The sequence below is a fragment of the Stenotrophomonas sp. CFBP 13724 genome (assembly GCF_014841975.1).
Lineage (GTDB): Bacteria > Pseudomonadota > Gammaproteobacteria > Xanthomonadales > Xanthomonadaceae > Stenotrophomonas > Stenotrophomonas lacuserhaii.
Map to the genome: position 1 here is coordinate 140,428 of NZ_JACYUW010000003.1, position 19,970 is coordinate 160,397.

At 66.8% G+C, this 19,970-nt stretch carries 18 protein-coding genes and 1 riboswitch; of the genes, 10 read left to right on the forward strand and 8 right to left on the reverse strand.

Annotated features, from left to right (window positions below; all coding sequences use genetic code 11):
- Window positions 1-57: 57 nt before the first annotated feature.
- From IFT63_RS14185 to pnuC, 5 genes are all read left to right on the forward strand, one after another.
- Window positions 58-2,451: a TonB-dependent receptor gene (locus IFT63_RS14185; RefSeq protein WP_192084769.1), complete on the forward strand. Its 2,394-nt coding sequence runs from the start codon at window positions 58-60 to the stop codon at window positions 2,449-2,451.
- Complete coding sequence (locus tag IFT63_RS14190) at window positions 2,451-3,752, forward strand: aminotransferase class V-fold PLP-dependent enzyme (protein ID WP_192084771.1); 1,302 nt, start codon at window positions 2,451-2,453, stop codon at window positions 3,750-3,752. Before IFT63_RS14185 ends, IFT63_RS14190 begins: the two co-directional genes overlap by 1 nt.
- 133 nt (window positions 3,753-3,885) lie before the next feature.
- Window positions 3,886-5,022 carry a phosphotransferase gene (locus tag IFT63_RS14195; RefSeq protein WP_192084780.1) on the forward strand — a complete coding sequence of 379 codons (1,137 nt, stop codon included), beginning with the start codon at window positions 3,886-3,888 and terminating at the stop codon, window positions 5,020-5,022.
- Window positions 5,023-5,063: 41 nt separating this feature from the next.
- Window positions 5,064-5,159, forward strand: a riboswitch (TPP riboswitch).
- Window positions 5,160-5,226: 67 nt separating this feature from the next.
- Window positions 5,227-7,398: a TonB-dependent siderophore receptor gene (locus tag IFT63_RS14200; protein WP_192084782.1), complete on the forward strand. Its 2,172-nt coding sequence runs from the start codon at window positions 5,227-5,229 to the stop codon at window positions 7,396-7,398.
- Window positions 7,395-7,970 (forward strand): nicotinamide riboside transporter PnuC, encoded by a 576-nt coding sequence (gene pnuC / locus IFT63_RS14205; protein ID WP_192084784.1) that lies wholly within the window; start codon window positions 7,395-7,397, stop codon window positions 7,968-7,970. Before IFT63_RS14200 ends, pnuC begins: the two co-directional genes overlap by 4 nt.
- A 113-nt stretch (window positions 7,971-8,083) precedes the next feature.
- Here pnuC and IFT63_RS14210 read toward each other — a convergent pair whose 3' ends face one another.
- From IFT63_RS14210 to IFT63_RS14225, 3 genes are all read right to left on the reverse strand, one after another.
- Window positions 8,084-9,439 carry an EAL domain-containing protein gene (locus tag IFT63_RS14210; RefSeq protein WP_192084786.1) on the reverse strand — a complete coding sequence of 452 codons (1,356 nt, stop codon included), beginning with the start codon at window positions 9,437-9,439 and terminating at the stop codon, window positions 8,084-8,086.
- A gap of 485 nt (window positions 9,440-9,924) precedes the next feature.
- Complete coding sequence (locus tag IFT63_RS14220) at window positions 9,925-10,272, reverse strand: RcnB family protein (RefSeq protein WP_042614720.1); 348 nt, start codon at window positions 10,270-10,272, stop codon at window positions 9,925-9,927.
- Window positions 10,273-10,353: 81 nt separating this feature from the next.
- Window positions 10,354-11,856 carry an FAD-dependent oxidoreductase gene (locus IFT63_RS14225; RefSeq protein WP_192084788.1) on the reverse strand — a complete coding sequence of 501 codons (1,503 nt, stop codon included), beginning with the start codon at window positions 11,854-11,856 and terminating at the stop codon, window positions 10,354-10,356.
- 46 nt (window positions 11,857-11,902) lie between these two features.
- Here IFT63_RS14225 and IFT63_RS14230 point away from each other — a divergent pair, with 46 nt between their 5' ends.
- A complete protein-coding gene (locus tag IFT63_RS14230) occupies window positions 11,903-12,388 on the forward strand; it encodes a MarR family transcriptional regulator (RefSeq protein WP_192084790.1) in 486 nt (161 codons plus the stop codon).
- Between the two features lie 219 nt (window positions 12,389-12,607).
- Window positions 12,608-13,183: an Ax21 family protein gene (locus IFT63_RS14235; protein ID WP_192084792.1), complete on the forward strand. Its 576-nt coding sequence runs from the start codon at window positions 12,608-12,610 to the stop codon at window positions 13,181-13,183.
- A gap of 317 nt (window positions 13,184-13,500) precedes the next feature.
- Here IFT63_RS14235 and IFT63_RS14240 read toward each other — a convergent pair whose 3' ends face one another.
- The 5 genes from IFT63_RS14240 to IFT63_RS14260 form a co-directional block, all read right to left on the reverse strand.
- Window positions 13,501-14,526 carry an NAD(P)H-dependent glycerol-3-phosphate dehydrogenase gene (locus IFT63_RS14240; protein ID WP_042614717.1) on the reverse strand — a complete coding sequence of 342 codons (1,026 nt, stop codon included), beginning with the start codon at window positions 14,524-14,526 and terminating at the stop codon, window positions 13,501-13,503.
- 20 nt (window positions 14,527-14,546) lie between these two features.
- Entirely contained in the window at window positions 14,547-15,065 is a 519-nt protein-coding gene (gene secB / locus IFT63_RS14245) for a protein-export chaperone SecB (protein WP_042614716.1), read from the reverse strand.
- 108 nt (window positions 15,066-15,173) lie between these two features.
- On the reverse strand, window positions 15,174-15,611 hold the full coding sequence (locus IFT63_RS14250) for a rhodanese-like domain-containing protein (protein ID WP_042614736.1): 438 nt from the start codon (window positions 15,609-15,611) through the stop codon (window positions 15,174-15,176).
- Window positions 15,612-15,724: 113 nt separating this feature from the next.
- Window positions 15,725-16,153 carry a hypothetical protein gene (locus IFT63_RS14255; protein WP_192084794.1) on the reverse strand — a complete coding sequence of 143 codons (429 nt, stop codon included), beginning with the start codon at window positions 16,151-16,153 and terminating at the stop codon, window positions 15,725-15,727.
- A gap of 47 nt (window positions 16,154-16,200) precedes the next feature.
- Window positions 16,201-16,668 carry a YiiD C-terminal domain-containing protein gene (locus IFT63_RS14260; protein ID WP_192084796.1) on the reverse strand — a complete coding sequence of 156 codons (468 nt, stop codon included), beginning with the start codon at window positions 16,666-16,668 and terminating at the stop codon, window positions 16,201-16,203.
- A gap of 35 nt (window positions 16,669-16,703) precedes the next feature.
- Between IFT63_RS14260 and IFT63_RS14265 the strand changes: the two genes are divergently transcribed.
- The 3 genes from IFT63_RS14265 to IFT63_RS14275 all read left to right on the forward strand — a co-directional run bounded on the left by IFT63_RS14265 (window position 16,704) and on the right by IFT63_RS14275 (window position 19,920).
- A complete protein-coding gene (locus IFT63_RS14265) occupies window positions 16,704-17,498 on the forward strand; it encodes a uroporphyrinogen-III synthase (protein WP_192084798.1) in 795 nt (264 codons plus the stop codon).
- Window positions 17,499-17,629: 131 nt separating this feature from the next.
- Entirely contained in the window at window positions 17,630-18,619 is a 990-nt protein-coding gene (locus IFT63_RS14270) for a uroporphyrinogen-III C-methyltransferase (RefSeq protein ID WP_192084800.1), read from the forward strand.
- On the forward strand, window positions 18,616-19,920 hold the full coding sequence (locus tag IFT63_RS14275) for a heme biosynthesis HemY N-terminal domain-containing protein (protein ID WP_192084802.1): 1,305 nt from the start codon (window positions 18,616-18,618) through the stop codon (window positions 19,918-19,920). The genes IFT63_RS14270 and IFT63_RS14275 overlap by 4 nt, the downstream gene beginning before the upstream one ends.
- The last annotated feature ends 50 nt before the right edge of the window (window positions 19,921-19,970 follow it).

A 19,970-nucleotide genomic window follows, 5' to 3' on the forward strand; every position in this document is an offset into this window, starting at 1 on the left:
GCTCCGCTGTAGGAGTTCCCCTACACATCGAATTTTCAGCCGTCGTGGAGCCCTTCAGTGCCCAGCAGTCCGCTTTCGCGTGCCATCGTTCTCGTACTCTCCTCTTTCGCTGCGGCCTCGGCGCTGGCAGCTGGCAATGACGGTCAGGACGCCGCGGCCCCGGCCACCACCCAGCTCGATGCCATGCTGGTCACCGGCACCCGGGCCGCCAACCGTACCCAGTTCGACACGCTGGCGCCGGTGGATGTTTTCAGCAAAGAAGAGATCCAGTCGGTTGCATCGACCGACCTGAAGGACGTGCTGGCGCAGTTGGTGCCGTCCTTCGTGGTGCAGCGCCTGCCGATGGCGGATGGCCAGGTGTTCGTACGTCCGGCGACGCTGCGCGGCCTGTCGCCCGACCAGACGCTGGTGCTGGTGAATGGTCGGCGCTTCCATCGCAGCGCGCTGCTCGGCGGTCGCGGTGCACAGGGTGCGGACCTCGCGCAGATTCCGTCCAGCGCGGTGAAGCGCATCGAAGTGCTGCGCGATGGCGCATCGGCGCAGTACGGCTCGGACGCGATCGCCGGGGTAATCAACCTCATCCTCGAGGACGAGGCAGGCAGCGAAGTCAGCGTGGGCTACTCACGCTACGCCCAGGGCGACGGCGGCTCGCGCGATGTCAAGGCGCGCACCGGTTTCCAGCTGGGCCAGTACGGCAGCCTGGTGGTGTTTGCCGAATCGTCCAACTCCGATGCTACTTCGCGTACGCGCCAGCGTCCCGATGCCATCGCCTTCCAGGCGGCCCATCCGGAACTGGAGGTACCCGATCCGGTGCAGCGTTGGGGCCAGCCGGACCTTGAAAGCCAGCGCGCGGGTTTCAACCTGAAGGCGTTTGCCAGCGACAGCACCGAAATCTACGCCTTCGGCCTGTACGGCCGCAGCGAGGGAGTCAGTGATTTCAACTGGCGCAATCCAGACACCACCACGGGGGCCTATCGGAGCACGCCGATCTTCCCCGGCTGGAATCTCCGCGACATCTACCCGGTCGGCTTCAGTCCGAAGTATTCCAACGAACAGGACGACCTGCAGTTGGCCGCCGGCATGCGCGGTGCGTTCACCGAGGACTTCCGGTGGGACGTCAGCGGGTCGTACGGGCGCAATGCGATCGACTACCGGCTGGACAACTCGATCAATGCTTCGTTGGGCCCGGCCAGCCCCCTCGGCTTCTACCTCGGGCGTCTGACGCAGACCGAAAAGAACGCCAACGCAGACTTCAATTACAGCTGGAACGTCGGCGCGCTGTCATCGCCGATCAACCTCGCCTTCGGTGCGGAGTTCCGCCAGGAGACCTATGCGGTCAACGCCGGCGACCCCGCTTCGTACGCCGTAGGGCCAGGCGCGGTGGCGGGCCTGGAAGCCAATGCCAATGGCGCGCCGGGCTTCTCCAGCAACCAGGCCGGCAGCTGGTCACAGGAAAGCAAGGCCGCCTACGTGGACGTGGAAGTTCCGCTGGGCGAGCGCTGGAGCGTGGCGGCGGCAGGGCGTTACGAGACGTTCTCCTCCTTCGGCAGCACCCGCGACGGCAAGCTTTCGGCGCGTTTCGAGATCACCCCGGATGTCGCGCTGCGCGGCACGGTGTCCACCGGCTTCCGCGCCCCCACACCGGGCCAGCTCAACACCACCAGCACCGTGCAGGGCCTGGATACACGCACCTTGCAGATCTTCACCAGCGGCCGGTTGTCGCCTGCCGATCCGCTGGCCCGGCAGCTGGGTGCAAAGCCGCTGACGGCAGAACAGTCGCGCACCGCGTCGCTGGGCATGACCTGGCGCAGTGCGCTCGGCTTTTCCGGTTCGGTCGATGTGTATGACATCAAGCTCACCGACCGGTTCAGCCAATCCGCCAGCTTCGCCGTGCCGGCCGGCGTGGCCAACCCGATGGGCTACAGCTCGGTCAATTTCTATACCAACGACTTCGATACGACCACCCGTGGCGTGGATCTGGTCGGCAACTACCAGCGCACGCTGGGCCCGGGCACGCTGGGTCTGACGATGGCCTGGAACTACAACCGGACCAAGGTGGATGGCGGCAGCACCAGTGTGGCAACCAATGAAAGCCAGCGCGTGCTGTTCGAGGACCGTCTGCCGGAACACAAGGGCAGCTTCACCAGCACCTATGCTGTCGATGGCTGGTCGCTGATGGGCCGCGTGCGCTATTACGGCGAGTGGACCGATTCCACCGGCAACGCCACCGGCGACATCTACCAGCGGTTCGGGTCGATGGCCTTCCTGGACCTGGCCGTGGGTTACGCCTTCAACGAGCACCACAGCATGCGCGTGGGTGCCGACAACGTGTTGGACAGCTATCCCGACGAGGCCACGTTCCAGGCCAGCCGTGGCCTGGTCTACTCGCGCAACGCGCCGTACGACACCGATGGCGCGAATCTGTATGCCGAATACCGGCTGCGTTTCTGATGCAGCCGTCCCGACGGCGCCTGCTGCTCGCCGGCGCCCTGCTGCCGGCAAGCGAACTGGCCACGGCGTGCCTGAAGACCACCGCCCCGGTATCGCTGGGGACGCTTGCCGCGCCAGCGCGGCCGCCGTCAGTGCTGGCGACGGACGAGTCCTGGTGGGCCGAGGTGGCGCGGCAGTTCGACATCACCGATGAAGTCAACCACCTCGAAAACGGATTCTGGGGAGCGATGGGCCGCAGCACGTTGCAGGCTTACCAGCGGCATACTGCCGAGGTGAACCGAGGCAACGCCTGGTATGGGCGCGAAGCGTATCCGGCCGCCTACCGCGCCGCCCATGCCGACGCCGCCCGCCTGCTGGGGGTGGCAGAAGACGAACTGGTGTTCACCCGCGGCGCGACCGAGGCCCTGCTCGCCCTGATCGGCGGCTACAACCGGCTGCGACCCGGCGACCAGGTGCTGCATGCCGACACCGACTACGACAGCATGATCGATGCGATGCAGTGGCTGCGCTCAAGGCGCGCGGTGCAGGTGGAAGGCATTGCACTGCCTCCCGTTCCGACCCATGACCAGGTCATGCAGGCCTACGCCGATGCATTTGCCCGGCTGCCGCGCCTGAAGCTGGTGCTGCTCACCCAGGTCAGCCATCGCCATGGGCTGGTGATCCCGGTGGCGGAGATCAGCGCGCTGGCGCGGGCGCGTGGGATCGATGTGATCGTCGATGCGGCGCACGGCTTCGGCCAGCTGGCGTACGCGGTCCCGGACCTGCAGGCCGATTTCGTCGGCATCAACCTGCACAAATGGATCGGTGCACCGGTGGGCGTGGGCGCGGTGTACGTGCGCCGTGGCCGGGTGGCCGACATCGATCCCTACATGGCAGTGAAAGACGACGGTAGGATCTTCAGCCGCGTGCATACCGGCACCGCGAATTTCGCCGCCTACCTGGCGCTCCCTGATGCCATCGCGCTGCATGAGCGGATCGGCATCGCCAACAAACGGGCCCGCCTGCTGGCGCTGCGCAATCGCTGGGTGGCCGCGGCGCGTGACATGCCGCATATCGAGCTGCTGGCATCCCAAGACGACGCGCAGGCCAGTGCGCTGGCATCGTTCCGGCTGCGCGGGAAGGCCGGCAAGGCGGACAACCAGGCCCTGCAGCAGCGCCTTCTGAAGCAGTTCGGAATCTTCACCACGGCACGGGACGGACTGGCTTCCGGCAGCTGCGTCCGGGTCACACCGTCCCTGTTCACCGGCATGCAGCAGATGGACCGGCTGGTGGCCGCGCTGGAGCAGTTGCAGCGCGGCTAGGCCGGCCGCTGGCGGCACGCGTCGAGTACCACGGGCAGTGGGCCGCAGCCGTCCCAGGCGAACCGCGTACCATGGTGGCCCCGCGTGGGCGCGCAACCGCCCGCGCCACGCGTCCCCCGTGCATGCCGATCCGATGAACAGCCCCGCCCACCACGTCCAAGGTCTCGACAACGACGAGGTCCCACCCGACTGGCCTGCGATCAGCGCTGGCGAGATCGCGTGGCTGCAGCGGCGTTTCGTGGAGCTGCAGGGCGACTGCCGGTTGCTGTGGCACAGCCCGCGGCCGTTTTCCGCGGCGGCGCTCGTGCAGGCGCCGCAGGGGCGGTTTTTCATCAAGCGCCACCACTGCAGCGTGCGCAGCGCTGCGGTGCTGTCCGAAGAACATCGCTTCATCGCCCATCTGGCTGCCCAGGGCCTGCCGGTGGTGCAGGTCATTGCGGACCAGGACGGGGCGACGGCGGTGGCGCACAGCGACTGGACCTTCGAAGTGCACGCCGAAGGCATCGGCCAGGACCTGTATCGCGACGTGCCCTCATGGACGCCACCGTCCAGCGTGGAGCAGGCCTGGCAGGCCGGGCGCATGCTGGCCCTGCTGCATACCGCTTCGGAGAGCTTCCACGCAGCGCAGCGGGCCACCCACCTGTTGGTGGCCCGTGATGACCTGATCCGCGCCGAGGACCCGATCGCGGCGCTCACCGCGCAGTTGCCCGACCGTCCCGGGCTCGCCGCTTACCTGGCCGACACGCCGTGGCAGGCCGAGCTGCAGCGCGCGATCCTGCCCTGGCACATGGGACTCGCCACGCGGTTGGCCGCCGAGCCTCGCCTGTGGGGGCACAACGACTGGCATGTGTCCAACCTGCTTTGGCAGACCGGCAGCGGCGCTACCACGGTCAGCAGCGTGCTCGATTTCGGGCTGGCCTCGCCCACCAGCGCGCTGTACGACCTGGCCACGGCGATCGAGCGCAATGCCATCGCGTGGCTGCAACTGGACCGTGGCGCGCAGGCGGTGCGCGGTGACATCGCACTGGCGCTGCTGGTCGGCTACCGCGATGCGCGTGCGCTGTCGGCCGACCAGGTCCGGCTGCTGGCCGACCTGCTGCCCGTGGTGCACCTGGATTTCGCGCTGTCTGAAGTGGAGTATTTCCACGCCATCACCGGCTCCCGCGCCAACGCCGACGTGGCCTACCGGACCTTCCTGCTCGGCCACGCCGACTGGTTCCGCACGCCCGCCGGGCAAGGCCTGCTGGCAACCCTGCGCGGCGCCGCCTGAGCGGCTGATTCGCTTCTTCGGCCGTTTTGGTGTGAAATGAGCGCCTGAAGCGGGGGTGCCTGGGTTGACCAGGCTGAGAGAGTCCCTTGGAACCTGATCCGGTTTGCACCGGCGTAGGGAGCTTTGAGCAGCAAGCGCATGGGCCCGCCGGGCCACTGCGCGCGCGCCGTCGCTTCGTCTTTCTTCCTGTTGATGACGAATCGAATGAACCGCTGCCTGCGCCCCACGCTGTTGACCGTTGCCCTCTGTGCCGCGCTGCCGCTGCACGCGGCCGATGCCACTGCCGATGTCCCCGACCGCTCCCCAACCGAACTGGCCGCCGTGCGCGTGCAGGCCCAGCAGGCGCCGGCCGCCACCACGCCGTCGAGCAGCTTCGGTGCGGCCAGCTGGAAGGACACCCCAGCATCGGTGAACGTGCTGGACCGCACCCTGTTGGACAGCCGCCAGGTACGCACGCTGAGCGAAGTGGCCGCCAACGATGCCTCGCTGGGCGACAGCTACGCACCGATCGGGTATTACCAGAACATCGCCATCCGCGGCTTCGCGCTGGATACCGCCACCGGTTACCGCTTCAATGGCCTGGCGACCACCGGCGAGCAGCGCATCGCGCTGGAGAACATCCAGCAGGTGGAAATCCTCAAGGGCGAAGCCGGCCTGGCTGCCGGCGTGATGGCGCCGGGCGGCATCATCAACTACGTCGGCAAACGCGCTGCCGAAGTGCGAACCGTCACCCTGGGCACCGATTCGGAAGGCACCCGGTACACCGCCGTGGACGTGGGCCACTGGCTGACGCCGCGCTTCGGCCTGCGCGTCAATGCCGCCTGGGAAGACAGCGCGTCCTACATCGACCACGCCGACGGGCGGCGCAACTTCTATTCGCTCGCTGCGGACTGGTTGATCGGCGAACGCGGCAAGCTGGAAGTGGATGCCAACTACCAGACCAGCGCACAGCGCTCGGCATCGGGCTTCCAGCTGCTGGGCGCAACCGAGCTGCCGCGCGGCGTGGACCGCTCGAAGATGCTCGGTTACCAGCCGTGGCAGCAGCCGGTCGGCATCGCCAGTACCAACCTGACCGCCCTGCACACCTATGAACTGGGTCCGCGCTGGCAGTCGCGCGTGTCGGTCAGCCACAGCCGTTCGGTGATCGATGACAACGTGGCCTTCGCCTACGGCTGCTACTACGCCGCGCAGTGCGCCGACGGCAGCGTGCCGGGCAACTACTTCGCGCCCAATGGCGACTACGACATCTACGATTACCGCAGCCCGGACGACACCCGGGTCAACCAGGAACTGCGCGCCGAACTGCGCGGCAGCGTCGACACCGGCCGCGTCACCCATCAGTTGAGCATCGGCGCCGATACCTTCCGGCGCACGGTGGACAAGCGCCAGAACGTCAACGAGTACGTCGGCACCGCCAACATCCACGATCCTCAGGTGCCGGTGTTCGCGCCTTCCCCGTTGCAGCCCGGTGCCTCCGTGCGTCGGCTGGACAGCCGCCAGGATGGCCTGTTCGTGCTGGACCGCATGCGTTTTGGCGATGACTGGCAGTGGCTGGCCGGTGGGCGCATGGTACGGCTGGACGAACGTGCCTACGACAAGCGCGGCAATCCGGAGCGGCACAGCCGGATCACACGCTTCCTGCCGCAGACCGCGCTGATCTGGAACGCGACCGACGAGGTGAACGCCTACGTCAGCTACGTGCGCGGCATTTCGCTGGGGCAGGAGGCCCCGTTCTGGACGTCCAACGAGGGTGAGTTCCTGCCGCCGGTGCTGTCGCGCCAGCTGGAAGTGGGGATCAAGTACGGCGCCACCGATGCGCTGACCCTTGGCGCGGCGCTCTTCCGCACCAGCCAGCCTTTCCAGTACGCCCGTGCCGATGACAGCGATGCCGGCTTCACCTTCGTGCAGGAAGGCCAGCAGACCCACACCGGGCTGGAGCTGACCGCCAACGGACACCTCACCGAACAGCTGCAGGTCACGGCCAGTGCCAGTGTGTTGCAGGCGCGTGCACGCGATACCGCCACCGCCGCTTACGAAGGTCACCAGCTGGTCAACGTGCCAAAGACGCGGGCCACCGTGCACCTGGACTACGCGCTGCCGTTCGCCGCCGGCGTGGGCGTCACCGGCGGCTGGCGCTATGCCTCATCCAACACCGCCACGGTGGATGGCAGCGTGCGCGCGCCCAGCTACAGCGTGGTCGACCTGGGGCTGCGCTACCAGCACACGCTGCGCCAGCAGCCGGTGACATGGCGGCTGGCGGTGGACAACGTGTTCGACAAATTCTACTGGCGTGACACCGGCAGCAGCGCCGGCGATTACTACCTGTTCGCCGGTGCGCCGCGGCAGGCGCGCCTGTCGGTCACCATCGCGCTATGAACGCCGAACTGTTGGAATGGTCGGCTGCGGCGCTGAGCATCGTCGGTGTGTGGCTGATGACCCGGCGGCGGTTGATTGGCTGGCCGATCGGGCTGGCCTCGGTGGCGCTGTATGCGCTGGTGTTCGCCGAGGCGCGCCTGTACTCGGACACGCTGCTGCAGGTCGTGTTCGGTGGCTTCCTGGTGTACGGCTGGATGAGCTGGCGGCACAGCGCGCAGGCCGATGGCCGGGTGAGCATCGTGCCGCTGCCGGCGCGGCATGTAGTGCGCGATCTCGGCATCGGCGTGGCCTTCGGGCTGGCGCTCGGTGCCGGCATGCACACCCTCACCGACGCGGCGATTCCGTGGCTGGATGCGCTGCTGGCGGCGCTGAGCCTGGTCGCGCAGTGGTGGCAGGCGCGCCGCCATGTGGCGGCGTGGTGGCTGTGGATCTTCGTCGATGTGATCTATATCGGCGTGTACCTGTTCAAGTCACTGCACGTGACCGCCGCGCTGTACGTGGTGTTCATCGGCTTGGCGATGCTGGGCGTGCGCTCGTGGTCGGCCAGCGCCCGCCAGCCGGGATACCGGTAGCGCCGAGCCCTGCTCGGCGGTGCGTTCGTTGCCGCGTCACGATGCCTCCGCCGAGCATGGCTCGGCGCTACCAAGGGCGCGCAGCGCGGCGTGGGCCGCGCATGCGCAAACCATCAGACCAGCGGCGCCACATGCGCGGCATGAAAGGCATCGGCCGGCACTGGCCGGCCGAACAGATAGCCTTGGAACACCCGGCAACCCATGCTGGCCAGCCACGCGCGCTGCTGCTCGGTTTCCACGCCTTCTGCCACGGTGGACACCCCCAGGATGGCGGCGATCTCGATGATCTTGCGCACCAGTTCGCGATGGCTGGCGTCTCCGCCCATCCCGCTTACGAACGTCTGGTCGATCTTCAGCTCATCCAGCGGCAACACCTGCAGCAGCGACAGCGACGAAAAGCCGGTGCCGAAGTCATCCAGCGACCAGGAAACACCATCCTCGCGCAGGGCATTCATCGTTGAAGCGATCTGCGCGTGGTCGTGGGCGAGTGCGGATTCGGTGATCTCCAGGCGCAGCCGGGTGGCAGGCGCGCCGCTGCTGCGCACGATCTCACGCACGTCCTGCACGAACGTTTCCGAGGCCAGCTGCAGCGGACTCACGTTCACCGACAATACCCACGTATTGACGCCCGGCAGCGTGGCCCATGCGGCCAATTGCACGCACGCACGGCGCAGCGCCATCAGGCCGATTTCGTGGATCAGCCCGGTCTGTTCGGCCAGCGGAATGAAGTTGGCGGGCGACTGCAGCCCGTGCCCGGGCCGGTCCCAGCGCAGCAGCAGCTCGGCCCCCACGACCTGGCCGTTGAGAGCGACCTGCGGCTGCAGGAACGCGCGCAGTTCGCGCTGGGCGATGCCGCGCACCAGCGCCGCGTACTGGTTCATCTGCTCGCTGAGGTCTTCGCGGAAGATTGCGAGCACGCCGCCGGTTAGCCCCAGCGCGGTCAGCGTGTTCAAACCGTGGCGGATCCTTCGCACGCTGTCGGGCAGCCGCTCCAGGCGCGCACCGAGACTGATCGGATCGATCGCCAGCCAGACCAGTGCAGCCACGCAAAGCGTCGGCAGGATCCACCGCAGGTAAACGCCTTCGCTGCGGAACAGGAAGAAGGTCGCCGCACCGATCGGCAGCAGGAACAGGTGGGTGGAACGTGCCGCCGCTGCGGTGGGTGTTTCGGCCAGGCTGACGAAAATGGTCATCAGCAGCAGTACGTGCGCGATGAGCACGATCGACAGCCTGGCGCGCCGGTTGGCAATGACGAAGCAGCCCACGCCCACAACGGTCAGCGCGCACAGCACCCAGGCCAGCACGGCCATGCCATGGGTGCCGTAGTAGGTGGCCCAGGCCACGCCATGCAACGTGCAGACCACCCCGCCGAGGTGCAGCAGGCGCTTCACGCGCGGCCATTGCGCGTGATCGGGGAACTTGCGGGTCACCCACTCACGACGACTACGCGCACTTCCTGTCTCGAGCATGCAAGATCCCTTTTTTTCCCGTCATGGTACTGGTGCAGCGTTGCAGGTGTTACCCGCCTTCGGGGCCCGCGACGCCCGTAGCTCGGTCATGATCCCGCCCGGTAGATCGTCCTGCCTTCCTTGATGGTCTCAACCACCTTGATGTCCTTGATCGCGCCCGGGTCGACGGTGGGCGGGTTGCCGTCAAGAATAACCAGGTCGGCCAGTTTTCCGGGTTCGATCGAACCCTCTTCCGCTTCTTTGAAGTACGCGATGGCAGCGTCTCTGTTTGCGTGCGCAATGACCCGAAGCCCCGGTCATCGCATGTCCTGAACGTGCCATCGAGGATGTTTTCGTCTTGGTTCTCGGCGCTGGATGCCGCGCGGTATCCGCCAACGCAGCCTTTGCGGAAAGAGCGGGCCGATGGTGTCCTCAGGGAACTGCCTGGCGCTGGCCGGACCGATGCGTCGATCCAGCCAGCCGCCTCGTCGCTCATTCGTGTTGAATCACCGATGCAGGGCGTCGATGATCAGGCCAGAGGCGATTTCCACCAGCAGATACTCGCTGTCGGACTGCCGGACCCAACGCTCGCCGCGCCCGGGGTCGCGCAGCCGGTAATGCGCGTAATCGTCGACCCAATAGCGACGATCCACCTCCGCCCATTGCAGGCGCTCACCCCGCCGCCACGCCTTCTTCTGCCAGCCGGGCGGCGGCGCTTCGCGGTTGTGCGGTCCGCCAGCATGGGCAGGAGGCCCTTTGCCCTTGGCGTGGTGCGGCGGGTCGGCCCAGGCAGGGGCCACGGCCAGCAGTGCCGCCGTGGTCAATGCAACGCCCAGCAGTCGTGCGCTTGTCATGTAAATCTCCCGACCCGGCCGCGGCGTGCGGCCTGTTGGGGCCGAATATAGATCAGCTGACGTGAAAGAAACCAAGCGGGCTCACTGACCAGGAAACACGCCTACTTGGTGGTAGCAGTATTGCTCCAGGTGGTCCTGAAGCGCGGCGAGCTCATCCTTGGCAAACGTCCCGGCAAGATATCCATCGGGTCGGATCAGCGCGGACGCCTGCTCGTGCAGCCCGTAGAACTGGGCGAAATGGCCCAAGTGATCCTCCATCTCCAGGCCGGGCCCGATGCTGTGGATGTGCAGGCCAGCCCGTGGTGCAACTCTCGAGGGGCCATTGACCAACAGGGTCCAATGCGTGCCCTTGAACAGCATGAACAGACGCGTTGGACTGCCAGCTGCGCCCTGTACGAGGGCATCGGGCGCGCGGGCGCCGGGCGCCAGCTTACCGCCCGGGTAGCGCCCCACGCACGATAGTGGCGAGGACGGATAGCCGATATCCAGTTGTTGGGCCTCACGGGGACGCCTGTTGTCTCCGTTCTTGAATCCTTCGAGCAGGCGGGTGGAAAGATCGAGCACATCTGCGGCCAGAGGCCGGCGTTCGGCTTCGTAGGTATCCAGGAGCGTATCGGGTGCGCCGGCCAGCACCGCGGCGAGCTTCCAGCCCAGGTTGTAAGCATCCTGCACGCTGGTGTTGAGACCTTGCCCGCCGGTGGGAGGATGGACATGCGCCGCGTCGCCAACCAGGAACGCCGGGCCATTTCGATAGCGATCAGCAAGCCTGGCACCCATTGTGTAGAGGGACGACCAAGCGACCGACTGGACGATGATATCTGCGCGCCCTGTCTGTTGGGCAACGCGTTCGGTGAGCGCGGCCGCAGAGAGATCAATGTCGCCCTCCAACGGAACGGGCGCCTGGATCTGGAACAGCGTGGTGCCTGCGAGCGGGCAGATGGCCATGGGGCCTGCCTCGCCGTTGAACTGATGCCATCTATCGCGCGACAACCCCTCCAGTACGACGTCGGCCACGATTGCGCGCACACCCAGGGTTTTGCCGGGAAAGCCGATCCCCAAAGCACTGCGCACGAAGCTGCGCCCGCCATCGGCTCCCACCAGGTAGCGGACATGCAGGATGCGTTCGCCGTTCGGCGTGGAAAGCACGGCGTCGATGCCATGGGTGCCGACCGCGATACGCTTCAGTTCGACACCGTACTCCGGGGAATGCCCCAGTTCGATCAGACGCTCGCGCATGACCGCCTCGGTCTTGAACTGCGGAACCATCAGCGGCAGGTGATAGGGCTCGGCAGGCGTGGGGTTGCTGGTGTTGACCACTTCCTGATCCACATGGCTCCCGTCTGCTGTGTACCGGCGCACGGTGGGATAGATCCCGCCCGCCGCCATGGCCCGGTCCAGGATGCCGAGGTCTTCAAAGATCTCCTGGGTACGCGGCTGGATCCCTTTTCCGCGCGAGCCCTGGAAGGAAGAAGGGAGCTTATCGATGAGGACAAAGCGCACGCCGCGCCGCGCCAGGTCGATCGCCATCGTGAGGCCGGCAGCACCGGCACCGCAGATCAGGACATCAGTCGAACCCGCCATCATTCAGTCTCCAAGTAGGGTGTAATATGCACATATCAGGAGAAAGCGTATGGCCGCGAAAAAGAAAGTGCAAGATACACATATATCGACGCAGTTGAAGGACCTTCATCGCTCCTTGATCTCGATCGTGAGCGTCATGAACCGCCCCCGGAATGACGAGCGTTTGATCGCAGAGGCCGGCGTGCACCTGGATCAAGCGCTCTTTCGCCTCCTGGTGCTGATTGAGCGCCTGGGCCCGATTGGAGTGGTTGAACTGGCGGATCGCCTGGGCAGGGATTACACGACCATCAGTCGCCAGGTCACCAAGCTGGAGCGCATGGAACTGGTGGTCCGACATGACAACGCCGAAGACCGGCGGATGCGCCAGGCGGTGGTGTCTGCGGGAGGCAAGGCCCTCACCGACCAGATCGACCAGGCCCGTGAGCGCTTGGCGAAGGGGATCCTGCGGGATTGGACTCCGGAAGATATTGCCAACCTGGTACACCTCATGCGCAGGTTCGCCGAGGATCTGGAACAAGGCACAAGGACCGGCTAGAGCGCGTCTCTCTGCCAGGCCTGTCTGCGCGCTTGCGACGGCGTGGTCTTCAGTTGCCCGAGTGCTATCTCCATAGTTCCCTGAACGGGGACCAAGTTCATGTACCAGTCAGTTCAATATTCAGGAGCGATTGCGGTGGCAAACGGATAATTCACACCTGTCGAACGGGTTTTTCAGGCCCGTCCGATCTACCAAAACAAGAAAGGTGTGAGTGTCCCGATGAACAAGATTTCCCTGCTGGCCCTGGGTCTCGTGGTTGCCATGCCGTTCGCGGCCTCCGCCGCTGATGGCCTGTCCTACAACTACGTGGAAGGCGGTTACGTGAACACCGACGCCCGTGGCGGCGATGCCGACGGTTGGGGTGTCAAGGGTTCGGTCGCGGTGCATCCGAACTTCCACGTCTTTGGTGATTACACCGCGCAGGAAACCGAGCGCAGCAACGCTGACGTCGATCAGTGGCGCCTGGGTGTCGGCTACAACTACGGCATCGCGCCGACCACCGACCTGGTGGCCCGCGTCGCGTACCAGAAGTTCGATCCGAAGCGTGGCCTGGACTTCAATGGCTATTCGACCGAAGTCGGCGTGCGCACTGCGTTCACCCCGATGATCGAAGGCTATGCGCTGGCCGGCTACGAAGATTTCAGCGAGAAGCACGGCATCAATCCGGACGGCGAGTTCTACGGCCGTGTCGGCGCCACCGCCAAGTTCAACCAGAACTGGGGCCTGAGTGGCGAAGTGAAGCTGGCCAAGGCCGGTGACCGCGAGTGGTTCGTCGGTCCGCGCTTCACCTGGTAAGAACGCCTGTCGTTAGTGCGTAATACGTAGTTGAAAGAATGGTGTGGTGGTAAGTGCGAAACGGCGTGTGACCTCTCTCCCACACGCCCACGGAGCCCGGCCTTTGGTCGGGCTCTTTTTTTTGGGTTTGATGAGCCTGACGCGCCGGTATGGAAATCGCGCGGTTGGGCTTTTGAACTTTTGAGACGAAAAGTTAAAAAGGTCACGCCCACTCTTAAACTTTCCGCGAGCAGCCGCCGTGCATGGCTTGGCACTACCGGCAAAGAAAAACCCCGGCGTTGGCCGGGGTTGGTCAGGTCAGGGGTGCCCTGCCCGGGTCACTTGAACAGCGTGTCCGGATACTCCGGCTTCTGCTCACGCGCCAACAGGGTGCGCAGGCCTTCCGACGGGGTCTGTTCGCCGTGCAGCACGGCGCGAACGCCATCGGAGATCGGCAGGTCGATGCCGTAACGACGCGCCTGGCGCATCACTTCGTCAGCGGTCTGCACCGATTCCACCACTTGTCCGATTTCGCGGATGGCATCCTGCAGCGTCTGGCCACGGCCCAGGGCGAGGCCCAGGCGACGGTTGCGCGACAGATCCCCGGTGCAGGTCAGCACCAGGTCGCCCAGCCCGGCCAGGCCCATCAAGGTTTCCGGCTTGGCACCGATGGCCGCGGCCAGCCGCAGCATCTCGTTGAGGCCACGGGTGATCAGGCCGGCACGTGCGTTCAGGCCCAGCTGCATGCCATCGGCAACGCCGGTGGCCACGGCCAGCACGTTCTTCATGGCCCCGCCCAGTTCGGCTCCCAGCATGTCGTCGCCGGTGTAGGCGCGGAATGCCGGGCCATGCATTGCCTCGGCCACCGCCTGGGCGAACTCGGGCACGTCACCGTGCACGGTGATCGCGGTGGGCAGGCCCTGGGTGACTTCCTTGGCGAACGACGGCCCGGTGACCACGGCCAGCGGCACGTCATCGCCGAGGATCTCGCGCGCCACTTCATGCAGGAAGCGACCCGAGCCCGGTTCAAAGCCCTTGGTCGCCCATGCCACGCCGGCACCGGCCGGGCGCAGCGGCGCCAGCGCGGTCACGGTTTCGTTGAACGCATGCGACGGCGTCACGACCAGGATCCACGCCGCCCCTTCCACGGCCTGCGCCATGTCGGTGGTCGCCCGCAGCGACTCCGGCAGCGGGATGCCCGGCAGGTAACGGGTGTTCTCGTGGCGCTGGTCGATGGCTTCCACCATCGCCGCGTCGCGTCCCCACAGCACGGTCTGCAGACCGTGCCGGGCGAGCAGGCTGGCCAGCGCGGTTCCCCAGGAACCGGCGCCGAGTACGGCTACTTTGTCAGCGTTATCGCTCATGCGCGGGGTCGGAACGCCGATCAGGCGTTGCCGGCCGGCTCGGAGTTGGCGAGCGAAGACGCTTCACCCTGCTCCTGGCGCTGGCGCAGGGTTTCCGCGTACAGGCCTTCGAAGTTGATCGGCTGCAGGAAGAACGGCGGGAAGCCGCCGGCCTGGATCAGGTCGCTGACCAGCGAACGCACGTACGGGAACAGGATGTTCGGGCACTGGGTGCCGAGCAGCACGTCGATCGACTGCGGGTCCAGGCCGACCAGGCCGAACACGCCGGCCTGCTTCACTTCGGCCACGTAGGCGGTGCGGTCTTCGGCCTTGCAGGTCAGGGTGACGGCCAGCACGACTTCAAAGGCGTTCTCGCCCAGGCGCTGCACCTGCTGGTTCAGGTTGAGCTGCAGTTCCGGCTGCACCTGGTCGTTGAAGATGCTCGGAGCATTCGGCGATTCGAAGGAAACGTCCTTGACGTAGATCTTTTCGACGGTGAACGCGGGGCCGTTGGCGGCGTCGACCGGCGCGACGGCGCCGTTGGTGTTTTCTTCGGACATTTCCTGTTGCTCCAGATTATTCGTTGAACGTTATGTTTGATCGGTGTGTTGCATCAACAGCGATGGGGGCGGGCCATGCAGTGCACAACCCCTGCCTGCGCCATCAGGTCAATGACGACCCTTGACCAGCGGCAGTTCTGCCTGCTGCCACGCCGGCAAGCCACCATCGAGCACGGCAACCTGCTCGAAACCGGCTTTCTTCAGGGTCTTGGCAGCGGCTTCGGATGCGGTGCCGGCACGGCATACCAGCACCACCGGGCGCTGCTTTGCCGCGGCCACCAGCTTGTGCTCCGGGCCGAACTGGCTGGCCTGCACGTTCTTGCTGCCTGCGATGTGGCCCTTTTCGAAGTCGCTGCTGGCGGACAGGTCCACCACCACGGCGTCGCCGGCGTTCATCAGCTGCACCAGTTCGGCAGGCTTGAGCGACTTGTAGCCACGGAACAGACGGCGGATTTCAGTGACGATGATCGCGGCGGTCAGGCCCACCAGGGCGGCCGACAGCATGGGGTTTCGGCCTGCAAAGGCCACCAACTCTTCGTAATTCACGCAGGTCACGGGTCGATAAGCGGGCGCCGATTGTCGCACAAGGCGGTGGGCGCGGGATTCCAGCGGCGATTTCCGGCGTCAGCCCGGCCGCCGGCGATGGGCCGGGTCGGGCATCAATGCCCTTGCCAAAGATCCGGCAGGCCGTTGAACTGCCACCAGCGCTTGCCTTCGGGATCCCAGCGCCAGCGCTCCACGACCGTGACCAGGCGCTCGGCCTGGGTGTTGATGTTGATCACGCCGATTTCCACCCGGCGCTCCACCGTGCCATCGGGCAACGAGGCCGTGCTGCGCTCGCGGTAGGCCGAAACCCGCAGCTGCGAGTAGCGGTTGAGCTCGAATTCGGTGGGCGGGTTGGTCTTGCGCCTTTCGGGGTCGAGATAGCCGACGGCGTCTTCCATGCTGCCCCAGCGGATGGTGGATCCGTAGGCGTTCTGGGTCTCTTCCAGCATCGTGCGCTGTTTGCGGCTGAAATCGGCGGCCAGCGTCATGAACGAGGCGACCAGCAGGCTGGACAGCATCAACAACTGGATCAGGCGGCGCATGTGCAGGTGCTTCAACGGTCTGCTCCCCAAGGCATCAGCCTGCCATCCTACCCTTTGGCGAAGGCAACGAAACGACCGCTGAGTTCAGCGGCCGGCTTGCCCTCGGTCCCGGGCTGCACCGCGACCACGCCGATCCGCGCCTTGCCGCGCTGCTTGAACGTGGACAGGAAGGTGTCCCAGTCACTGTCCGGGTCGATCTGCGCCTGTGCATGCAGGTCGCCGTACACCGGGGCGCGGTAGCGCAGCTGGCTGTCGGCCACGTACACCTCCGCTTCAAAGCCGGCCAGCCGCAGGCGCAGGGTCACCAGGGCCCAGCCGGACAGGGTCATGGCCGAGGCCAGGCTGCCACCGAAGGCGTTGCCCTTGTCATTGACGTTGACCGCCAGGGGCGCGGTCAGCTGCAGTTGGCCATCGGCGTAGCCTTCCAGGCGCAATTGCATCGCCCGCACCGGCGGCATGCTGTCGAGCACCTGTTGCAGGACCAGCAGCGAAGAGGAAACGGGTTCGACGGACATCGGTGGTTACACCTGCAACAACGCGGGCCCGCATAATGCAGGCAATGGATAAACATGCGAAACCGTGTGGTTGGACATTGGTGTCGTTGCGCCCGAAGGGGCAGCACGCGGTGCTGCGTGCCGCCGTGGCCCATTCAGGCGCGTGTACGGTCGGTTTGTCGCCGTGGCGGCTGCAGCGTCGGCCTGACGCCGCAGGGGCTCGCGCCTTGTGCACGGCATTGCAGGCCTCGGTGGTGATCTTCACCAGCCCGGCCGCGGTGGCCGCCGCGGCCTCCTGCGACGGTGGTTTCCTGAATGCTCCCGAACGGCCTTGGCTGGCAGTGGGTGAAGGCACGCTGCGCGCGCTGCGTGCGCACGGTATCGAGCATGCCATCGCGCCGTCGCGGATGGACAGCGAGGGCCTGCTGGCGTTGCCCGTACTGTCCGACGTGCAGGGAATGACGATAGGCCTGGTCACCGCACCCGGCGGACGCGGGTTGATTGCTGCCGATCTGCAGGCGCGCGGTGCCCGGCTGCTGCGCGCCGACGTCTATCGTCGTGTGCCAGTGCAGCTGCCGGCGCGGGCGCTGGCGCGGTTGTCGCGATCACCACGGCCGTGGGTACTGGCGGTCAGCAGTGGCGAAGCACTGGAGCGTGTCTGGGCGCAGTTGTCGCCGGCGTGGCAGGCGCGCTGGCAGGCCGCCATGGCGGTGGTGGTCGCCAGCGAGCGACTGGCGGTGCAGGCACGGGCGTTGGGGCTGGCCCCGGTGCGGCTGGCCGCCGGACCGACGCCCAGCCAGATGGCCGCCGCCGCGCTGGCACTGCACGCTGATGTGAAGCAGACCCGGTAGCGCCGAGCCACGCTCGGCGGGATCCATCAGGCGTGGTGATGTCCGGATCCGCTGCCGCCGAACATGGCTCGGCGCTGCCCCTCCCATCCGCGCTGCTTGCCGCTGGCGCATGCAACAGGGATGCTGTCCTGATGACTGAAACTCCCCCACCTACCCCGCCGCAGCGGTCGCTGCGCTGGATCGTCCCGCTGATCCTTGTCCTGCTGCTGGTAGCGGCCAGCGGCTGGGGATGGCATGCCGTGCAGCAATGGCAGGAACGTGCCCGCCTGCAGTCGCAGGCCGACGCGGTCCGGCTGCAGGGCCTGCTGGACAGCGTGGAGGCGCTGCGTCGCGACCAGCGCGCGGCCAGTGCGCGGCTGCAGGACGCGGCCAGCACCAACCGCGTGCTGCGCGATGAAGTGCTGGGCTTGGGCCAGCGCAGCGCCTTGATTGAAGAGAACCTGGCGCGGCTCGCCGAAAGCGCCCGCCAGGACAGCCACGCTTTGCATGTGGACGAGGCCGAGCTGCTGCTGACCCAAGCCGCGCAGCGGCTGGATGGCGCCGATGACCTGGCCGGTGCGCGCAGGCTGTATGCGCTCGCCGCCACCCAGCTGGAAGACCTGCCGGCCGCCAGCGGGCTGAACCTGCGCCAGGCGCTGCTGCAGGAACGCAACGTGCTTGATGCTGCAGGCAACGGGCCGCGGGCTGATGCACGGCTGCGTCTGGCGACCTTCGCGCAGGCGTTGCAGACGCTGCCGCTGCAGTCCCCGGCGTCCCCGGCCAACACCGCACGGGAACGACCGTGGTGGGAGGTCGCATTGGCCCCGTTCGTGCAGATCACCCCCAGCCGCCTCAGTGGCCCGCTGACCGATGCCCAGCGCGTGGCCGGTGCCGACGCGCTGCAGGTGGAGCTGACCCTTGCCCGCGCCGCGGTGGAACGCGGCGACAGCCCCGCCCTGCAGCAGGCGCTGGACCGGATTGAACACGGGATGACCCGGCTGTGGCCGGATTCACCGGACCTGCGCAGGCAGCGTGCTGAACTGCGTGCATTGCGCTCGGCGCCGCTGCGCCTAGGCGCACCGGAACTGGGCAGCACCCTGCAACAACTGCGTACTTTGCGCGATGGAGAGACCCCGTTATGAAGCCGTTGCAATCCCTGATCGTGCTGCTGTTGGCCGTGGCGCTGGGCGTCGTCGGCGCGCAGTGGCTGGGCGCCAACACGCTGAACCAGTATGGCGAAGTGATCTTCCGCTACGGCGGTACCGATTACCGAAGCACCCTGCCGCAGGTCGCGTTGCTGGTGCTGGTGACGCTGCTGGTGCTGTGGCTGCTGTGGAGCCTGATCGCTTCACCCTTCCGCGCCTGGGGCCGCTATCGCCGCAAGCAGGGCCGCGTGCGCCTGGTGGATGGCCTGCAGGCCTATGAACACGGCCATTGGCAGCGCGCGGAGAAGCTGTTCGACGGCGCGGCCCAGGACCAGGAAGTGACCGGCGTGGCGCTGGCCAACGCAGCGCGCAGTGCGCGTGCGCGCGGTGACGACGCCGCCAGCCAGAGCTACCTGCAGCGCCTGGGCGCGGCCGATGCCACCAGCCTGGCGCTGCTGCGCGCCGAACAGCTGCTCGCCGACGATCTGCCGGTGGATGCGATCAACACCCTGGATGCGGCCAACCTGCAGCCACTGCCGCCGCGCGGACTGTGGCTGCGCAGTGAAGCGCTGGCCCGCGCCGGCCGTGCCCACGAGGCGTACGGTCAGCTGGGTGCGCTGCGCCAGAGCAAGGTACTGCCCGCCGATGCCCTGACCACGCTGGAAGCCCGGCTGGCGGCGCAGGCGCTGCTGGAAGCGGCCGACGTCAATGCACTCGCCGCGCAGTGGGAGACCACGCCGAAGGCGCTGCGTGCCGACCCTGCGGTGGTATCGGCCTATGCCGCACGTGCGGTGGCGCTGGACTGGGACGAGCCGGCCCTGCTGGCGCTGGAACAGGCGCTGGACCAGCGCTGGAGCGATGAGCTGGTGGAACTGTACGGTGCCCTGCCCGCTTCGCGGCTGGCGACCCGCGAATCCAACCTGGTGCGCTGGCGCCGGGTGCACGACGGTTCGCCCGCGTTGCTGCTGGCACAGGGTCGCGTGGCGCTGGCACAGGGCCGCAACGAAGAGGCCGAAGTGCTGCTGCACGAGGCGATTGCCGCTGGCGCCGGTGCATCGGCGTGGGAAGCGCTGGGCGCATCGTTGCTCGCCCGCGGTGAGACCACGCTGGCCGCACAATGCCTGGCCAACGCACTGCGCGAGCAGCGCGGCGAAGACAGCATCGCGCTGGTACGCCCGGAGCCGGCCGTGGTGGTGGCCCCGCGCGCGACGGTGGAAGAGCAGGTGATGGCGCCGGTGCCGCCGGTGTACGACGCCGGTGAGCCGCGCGACGACAACGGTTTCCCACGCGTTCGGTAGCATTGAGGTAGCGCCGAGCCCTGCTCGGCGTATGCGGCTGCCGGCTGCCG